This window comes from Streptomyces sp. NPDC059787 (assembly GCF_042732315.1).
Lineage (GTDB): Bacteria > Actinomycetota > Actinomycetes > Streptomycetales > Streptomycetaceae > Streptomyces > Streptomyces atrovirens.
In genome coordinates this window covers 37,002-43,717 of the sequence record NZ_JBHWHX010000053.1, presented here as the reverse complement: position 1 = coordinate 43,717, position 6,716 = coordinate 37,002, and the positions used below count along the sequence as shown (strand labels likewise).

The 6,716-nt window shown below is 70.3% G+C and carries 5 protein-coding genes; 1 reads left to right on the top strand and 4 read right to left on the bottom strand.

Annotated features, from left to right (window positions below):
• Positions 1 to 47 precede the first annotated feature (47 nt).
• The 4 genes from ACFV5H_RS32620 to ACFV5H_RS32605 are packed head-to-tail and all read right to left on the bottom strand — an operon-like array spanning position 48 to position 5,500.
• On the bottom strand, positions 48 to 2,417 hold the full coding sequence (locus ACFV5H_RS32620; protein ID WP_385198461.1) for a glycoside hydrolase family 3 N-terminal domain-containing protein: 2,370 nt from the start codon (positions 2,415 to 2,417) through the stop codon (positions 48 to 50).
• Entirely contained in the window at positions 2,414 to 3,232 is an 819-nt protein-coding gene (locus ACFV5H_RS32615; protein WP_385059418.1) for a carbohydrate ABC transporter permease, read from the bottom strand. Before ACFV5H_RS32615 ends, ACFV5H_RS32620 begins: the two co-directional genes overlap by 4 nt.
• On the bottom strand, positions 3,229 to 4,185 hold the full coding sequence (locus ACFV5H_RS32610) for a carbohydrate ABC transporter permease (protein WP_385198459.1): 957 nt from the start codon (positions 4,183 to 4,185) through the stop codon (positions 3,229 to 3,231). The genes ACFV5H_RS32615 and ACFV5H_RS32610 overlap by 4 nt, the downstream gene beginning before the upstream one ends.
• Positions 4,186 to 4,195: 10 nt before the next feature.
• Positions 4,196 to 5,500 (bottom strand): ABC transporter substrate-binding protein, encoded by a 1,305-nt coding sequence (locus ACFV5H_RS32605; protein ID WP_385055009.1) that lies wholly within the window; start codon positions 5,498 to 5,500, stop codon positions 4,196 to 4,198.
• Positions 5,501 to 5,707: 207 nt separating this feature from the next.
• Between ACFV5H_RS32605 and ACFV5H_RS32600 the strand changes: the two genes are divergently transcribed.
• The gene (locus tag ACFV5H_RS32600; protein WP_385198457.1) at positions 5,708 to 6,661 is read left to right on the top strand and encodes a LacI family DNA-binding transcriptional regulator; all 954 of its coding nucleotides are present in this window, start codon (positions 5,708 to 5,710) and stop codon (positions 6,659 to 6,661) included.
• Positions 6,662 to 6,716 lie beyond the last annotated feature (55 nt).

The window sequence follows — 6,716 nt, the reverse complement described above, 5'->3', positions numbered from 1 at the left end:
GACCGCGTGTGCGGTCCGGGCCGGCCGGGTTCCGGGGCGGGCCCGGGTCACGCCTCCTGGGTGAAGGCCGCGTGGAAGCGGCGGGTGTGGTCCACCCGGCGTTCGGGGCCGGTCAGGGTGACCGTCGCCGTCAGGCGCGCGTCGGTGCTCGACGTGGCGAGGCGGAGTTCCAGGTCACCGGGTTCGACGACCCGGCGGCCGTCGCGGCCGGTGAAGGACGCCACATCGGCCGGGACGGTGACGCGGACCCGGCGGGACTCCCCCGGTTCCAGCTCCACCCGGGTGTAGCCGACGAGCCGCTGTACCGGCTGGACGACGGAGGCGACCGGGTCGTGCAGGTAGAGCTGGACGACCTCGGTGCCGGAACGGCCACCGGTGTTGCGGACGGTGAGGGCGAGGCCGAACTCGCCGTCCGTGCCCGCCTCCCGCGCGTCCACGACGAGGTCGCTCCAGGCGAAACTCGTGTACGTCAGACCGTGGCCGAAGCCGAACGCCGGGGTCGGGTCGATGTTGGACACCTCGCTGGCCTGGGCGAGCCGGGCGCCGAGGTAGGTGGTCGGCTGGGATCCCGGGCCGCGCGGCACACTGACCGGAAGCCGTCCGGAGGGGTCGGTACGGCCGCTGAGCACGCCGGCGATGGCGTGGGTGCCCGCGACTCCGGGGAAGAAGGACTGCACGATCGCCGCGGACTCGGCGACGGCGCGGCCGAGCGCGTACGGCCGGCCGGCGAGCAGGACGGTCACCACCGGCCTGCCGGAGTCGAGCAGCGCGTCGAGCAGGTGCTGCTGGGCGCCGGGCAGGGCGAGGGACTCCGCGTCGCAGCCCTCGCCGCTGGTGCCGCGGCCGAACAGGCCCGCGCGGTCGCCGAGGACCGCGATGACGATGTCCGCGTCCCTGGCCGCGTCCACCGCCTCGCCGATGCCGGAGAGGTCCCCGTCGTCGACGCCGGTGCCGCGTACGGTCGTGATCTCCGCGTCGGGGAACTCGGCGGCCAGGGTGTCCCGCAGGGTGGGCAGGTCGATGCCGACCGGGACGTCCGGGTGCTGCACGCCCACGTGCTGGGGGAAGGAGTAGCAGCCCAGTACGGCGGTGGCCTCGGCCGCGTTGGGGCCGACCAGGGCGATGCGGCGGGGCGCGGCGAGCGGCAGGGTGCCGTCGTTGGTGAGCAGGACGACCGCCTTCTCGGCGATCTCGCGGGCCAGTTCCCGGTTCTCGGGCCGGTCCAGGTCGATCGTGCCGCGCAGGGCGTCCGGGTCGTCCAGGTCCACGCCGTCGAGCGCGGGCGGCACCGGGTTCCAGTCCGGGTCGAGCAGGCCGAGCATCGCCTTCTGGCCGAGGACGCGGCGCAGGGCGCGGTCGATGAGCGCCTCGGGGACGCGGCCGGCGGTGACGGCCTCGGTGAGCGGCCCGCCGAACGTCTTGACGGTGGGCAGTTCGGTGTCGACACCGGCCTTCAGCGCGGTGCCCGCGGCGTCGGCGAAGTCGGCGGCGATGCCGTGCAGGGTCTTGAGGAAGGCGATGCCGAAGTAGTCGGCGACGACGGTGCCGTCGAAGCCCCAGGTGTCGCGGAGCAGTCCGGTCAGCAGGCTCTCGTCGGCCGCGGCGGGGACGCCGTCGGTGTCCGTGTAGGAGTGCATCACGGAGCGGGCGCCGCCCTCGCGGATCGCCATCTCGAACGGCGGCAGCAGGACGTCGGCCCGTTCGCGGGCGCCCATGGGGGCGGGGGCCAGGTTGCGTCCGGCGCGGGAGGCCGAGTAGCCGACGAAGTGCTTGAGGGTGGCGACGATCCCGGCGGACTCCAGGCCCTGGACGTACGCGGTGCCGATGGTCCCGACGAGGTACGGGTCCTCGCCGATGGTCTCCTCCACCCGGCCCCAGCGGGCGTCGCGGACCACGTCGAGGACGGGGGCGAGACCCTGGTGGATGCCGACGGACCGCATGTCGCGGCCGATGGCGGCGGCCATCCGGCGCACCACGTCCGGGTCGAAGGTGGCGCCCCAGGAGAGCGGGACGGGATAGGCGGTGGCGCCCCAGGCGGCGAAGCCGGCCAGGCACTCCTCGTGCGCGACGGCGGGGATGCCGAAGCGGCCCGCCGAGGTGATGCGGGACTGGGTGCGCAGCAGGGAGAGCGCGCCGAGCGCCGGGTCGACGGGTGCGGTGCCGAAGGGGCGGGTGAGCTGGCCCAGTCCGGCGGGCAGGAGCGCGTCGAGGTCGACGGCCTCCTCCATGTCGTGCTGGTGCGGGGCCACTTCGCCGCCGTTGGCGGACGCGCCGACCCACACGCCGTACAGCTGGGCGATCTTCTCCTGGAGGGTCATCGCGCCGATCAGCGCGTCGACCCTGGCGGCGACGGGGTGGGCGGGGTCGTTCCAGAGGGGGATTTCGGGGGTGGTCTCTACGGCCACGTCGGCAGTCACTTTCCTCCGACGCCCATCAGACCCTGGACCAGGGCGCGACGGGCGAACAGGTAGACGAGCAGGATGGGCACCATGGACAGCACCACGGCTCCCAGCAGACCGGGGATGTCGATGCCGTGCGCGGTCTGGAAGTTGTACAGACCCAGGGTGACCACCTTGGTGGAGTCGGACTGGGTCAGGACGAGCGGGAACAGGAAGCCGTTCCACGCCTGGAGCGCGGAGAAGACCACGATCGTGGACAGTCCGCCCCTCGACAGCGGCAGGACGAGCTGGAAGAACATGCGCCGAGGGGTGGCGCCGTCCATGGCCATGGCCTCGTACAGCTCCGGGGAGATGTCGCGCATCGCGCCGCTGAGGATCAGCGCCGACATCGGCAGGCAGAACGCGGCCGTGGGCAGGATGACGCCCAGCAGGTTGTCGTACAGCCCGGCTTCGCTGATCAGGTAGAACATCGGCACGATGACGGCCTGGGCCGGGATGGCGAGTCCGAGCAGGAACAGCCGGAAGATCGCCGACGTGGTCCGGCCGCGGCTGCGGACGATCGCGTAGGCGAGCGGCGGGACCAGCAGCAGCACGATGCCGATCACGCAGGCGGTGACGACGAGCGTGTTGAGGAAGTACTGGCCGAAGCCCGAGTCGAAGGCACCCGTGTAGTTGTCCAGCGTGAAGCTGTCCGGGAAGGAGACCGGGCCGTTCTCGGCGTAGTCCTGGCGGGTGCGCAGGGTCGCGGCGAGCATCACGTACAGCGGCAGGCCGACCAGGAAGAGCCAGAAGAGCGAGCCGACGCCGGCCACGTAGTTCGGTCGGCGCCTCATGACACACCCTCCATGGAGCTGCGCATCTTGTCGTAGCCGGAGACCCGGACGACGATCAGCGAGATGATCGTGGACGCGACGACCAGGGCCAGGGCGATCGCGGAGCCGGTGCCGTAGTCGAAGCTCTTGAACGCCTTGTCGTACATGTAGTAGGCGCTGATGGTGGTGTCGGTGCCGGGGCCGCCCTGGGTCAGGATGAGGACCGTCTCGAAGGTGGTCAGGCCGCCGACGATCATCAGGATCATCGAGGTGATCATCGAGTTGCGCAGCTGCGGCAGCGTGATGTGGAAGAACTGCCGGTAGCGGCCCGCCCCGTCGATCTCCGCGGCCTGGTAGAGCACTTGGGGGATCGCGCGGGCGGCGCCCTGGTAGATCAGGGTGTGGAACGGGGTGAACTGCCAGGTGCTGACGAACGCCAGCACGCCGATGGCGGTGGCCTGTTCACCGAACAGGTTGCCGTCGCCGAACAGCCAGCCGGCCTCGGCCGGGATGCCGAAGTTCGGGTCGAGCAGCGCCCGCCACAGCACGGAGACGGCCGTCGCGGACAGCAGCAGCGGGATGAAGTAGATGACGGACAGTACGGCCCGGTTGCGCTGGTGGCCGGCGGCCCAGACGCCGAGCAGGATGCTCAGCGGGGTCTGGAGGACCACGCCGAGCACGGTCAGCAGCAGGGTCAGCCAGATGCTCTTGAGCATCACCGGGTCGTCCATCAGGCGCGACCAGTTGTCCGTGCCGACGAACTCGGGCGAGCTGAGCCCGTCCCAGCTCATGAAGGACAGCACCGCCACCATGATCAGCGGGACGATCGCGAAGAGGGCGAAGAACACTGCGGCGGGCAGCGCCCAGGCGAAGCCGGGGCGGCCCACCGTCGTTGCGGACGAGGCGGGCGGCCGCCGCCGGGACCCCTTGCGGGGTCCGGCGGCGGGCCGGGCGCTCTTGATCTGTGTCGTCATGAGCCGTTCGTCACTCGGTCGGGAGGGCCTGCATGGCCTTGATGAAGCCGTCCGTGTCGAGCTGTCCGTTGAAGAACTGCTGGATGGCCTTGTGCATGTCCGAGCTGGCCTTCTGCGGGTACGCCTGGTCCCAGGAGAGCTGGAACGACGGGGCGTCGGCGACCAGGTCGTACTGGAAGCGCGAGTACTCGGGGGAGCCCGCGGTCTCGATGAACTTGTCGGTGTTGGTCGTGGTCGGCAGGTTGCCGATCTCCAGCTGCGCCTTGACGAAGTCGTCGGAGTACATGAGCTTCAGGAACTCGGCGACGGCCTCGGGGTGCTTGGTCTTCTTCATCACCGAGTAGTAGTTGTTGGTGTTGCCGGCGACGTCGGCCGGGTCGCCCTTGCCGCCCTCGACGGTCGGGAAGGCGCTGTAGCCGAGGTCCTTCTCGGCGAACTCCTTGTGGTCCGTGAGCTGCTGGGAGTAGTACCAGGAGCCCATCAGCTCGAAGCCGGCCTTGCCCGCGGCCACGAGCTGGACCGAACCGCCGTTGGTGTACTTGACGGAGTCGTAGTTCTTGCCGAAGGCGCCGGCGTCGACGAGCTCCCTGATCATGTCCAGGGCCTTCTTGCTGTCCGCGCTCTCCCAGGCGCTCTTGTCGCCCCCGACGGCCTTCGCGAACAGCTCCGGTCCGGCGATGCGGTCGTAGAGGTACTGGAACCACATCTGCGTCGGCCAGACGTCGCCGCCGCCGAGCGCGATCGGTGTGACGCCCTCGTCCTTGAGCTCGCCGACCGCGTCGAGCAGCTCGTCCCAGGTCTTCGGCGGCTTGACGCCCGCCTTGTCGAGGACCGCCTTGTTGTGGAAGAGCAGGACCGGCTGGGTGCCGCGCATCGGGATGCCGTACGGCTTGCCGTCGACGACGGCGTTGTTGAAGACGGACGGCAGGAACTTGTTCTCCAGGTCCGGGTTCTTCTTGATGAAGTCGTCGAGCGGCATCAGCAGACCGGCCTTGACGAACGGCTTGATGCTGCCGCCGCCCCAGTTGAAGAAGACGTCCGGGGCCTGGGGGGTGCTGATGATCGTCTGCAGCTTCTGCTGGTAGTCCGCACCGGGGATGGTGTCGAGGACGACCTTGACGTCGGAGGTCTTGTTGAACTTGTCGACGAGCTGCTTCTCGACCTTGTTGGTGGCGTCCCCGTAGACCAGGACATGGATCTTGCCGTCGTCCGCCGACGCCCCGCCGTTCCCGTCGCCGCAGGCCGAGAGGCTCAGTGCGAGGGTGAGCGTCGCACCGCAGGCGACCAGTCTGGGCAAGCGCGCACGTGTCTTCATCGTTCGCCTTTCGAAAGTTTCGGCATCATCACCGAAAGTCCATGCCGCTGGACAGTAGGTCAGACCGGTGTTTCGGTCAACGGTCGATTCAGTACTCGCCCAAACCGTTATCGACGTGCGGTGCCGTATCCTGCGCCTATGCACGATGACGACGCGGCGAACGGCAGAGTCACCCTGGCCGCGGTAGCGAAAGAGGCCGGCGTTTCGATGCCGACAGTTTCGAAGGTCCTCAACGGCCGATCGGATGTCTCTCGCGCCACCCGGGCCAAGGTGGAACGGCTGCTGGACGCCCACGGCTACCGCCGTCGCACCCCGTCGGCGTCCCGCTCACCGCTCATCGAGATCGTCTTCCACGAGCTGGAGAGCATCTGGGCGATGGAGCTGATCCGGGGCGTGGAGAACGTCGCCAAGGAGAACCGCGCGACGGTCGTCCTCACCGAGAGCGGCACCCGGCACACCCCCGCGCCGGAGTGGCTCCCCGGCGTGCTGCAACGCAGGCCGCTGGGCGTCGTGCTGGTCTTCTCCACCCTCCGGGAGGACATCAAGCGCCAGCTCAGGGCGGCGGCCATCCCCTTCGTCGTCATCGACCCGGCGGGCGACCCCGACCCGGACGTGCCCTCGGTCGGCTCGGCGAACTGGGCCGGCGGCCTCGCCGCCACCCGCCATCTCACCGACCAGGGGCACGTCCGGGTCGCGATCATCACCGGGCCCGAGGACGTGCTGTGCTCACTGGCGCGCCTCGACGGCTACCGCTCGGCCATGGCGATGGCGGGTCTGGAGACCGACCCGTGGCTGATGCGCTTCGGCGACTTCCATGTGCAGGGCGGCTTCGAGCACGCCATGGACCTGCTGGAGGGTCCCGACCGGCCCACGGCGATCTTCGCGGGCAGCGACCTCCAGGCGCTCGGCGTCCTGGAGGCGGCCCGGGTCAGGGGCCTGCGCGTGCCGGAGGAGCTGTCGGTGGTCGGCTACGACGACGTACCGCTGGCGCAGTGGTCGAGCCCGCCGCTCACCACGGTCCACCAGCCGTTGCGGCACATGGCCGAGGAGGCCGCCCGGATGCTGCTCCGCCCGGACGACCCCGGCACGGCCGCCCAGCGCATAGAACTGGCGACGCACCTGGTGGTACGGCAGAGCACGGCTCCGCCCAAGGAGGCGTGAAGGACGCCGGGGCGGCCACGGAAGGACGGCCGGCCCGGCGTGCGGCGCCACGTCG

Bases quoted from the DNA above. Each gene is read 5' to 3' on its own strand.
- ACFV5H_RS32615 (WP_385059418.1), bottom strand. From the start codon at position 3,232: ATGAGGCGCCGACCGAACTACGTGGCCGGCGTCGGCTCGCTCTTCTGG.
- ACFV5H_RS32610 (WP_385198459.1), bottom strand. From the start codon at position 4,185: ATGACGACACAGATCAAGAGCGCCCGGCCCGCCGCCGGACCCCGCAAG.
- ACFV5H_RS32605 (WP_385055009.1), bottom strand. From the start codon at position 5,500: ATGAAGACACGTGCGCGCTTGCCCAGACTGGTCGCCTGCGGTGCGACG.
- ACFV5H_RS32600 (WP_385198457.1), top strand. From the start codon at position 5,708: ATGCCGACAGTTTCGAAGGTCCTCAACGGCCGATCGGATGTCTCTCGC.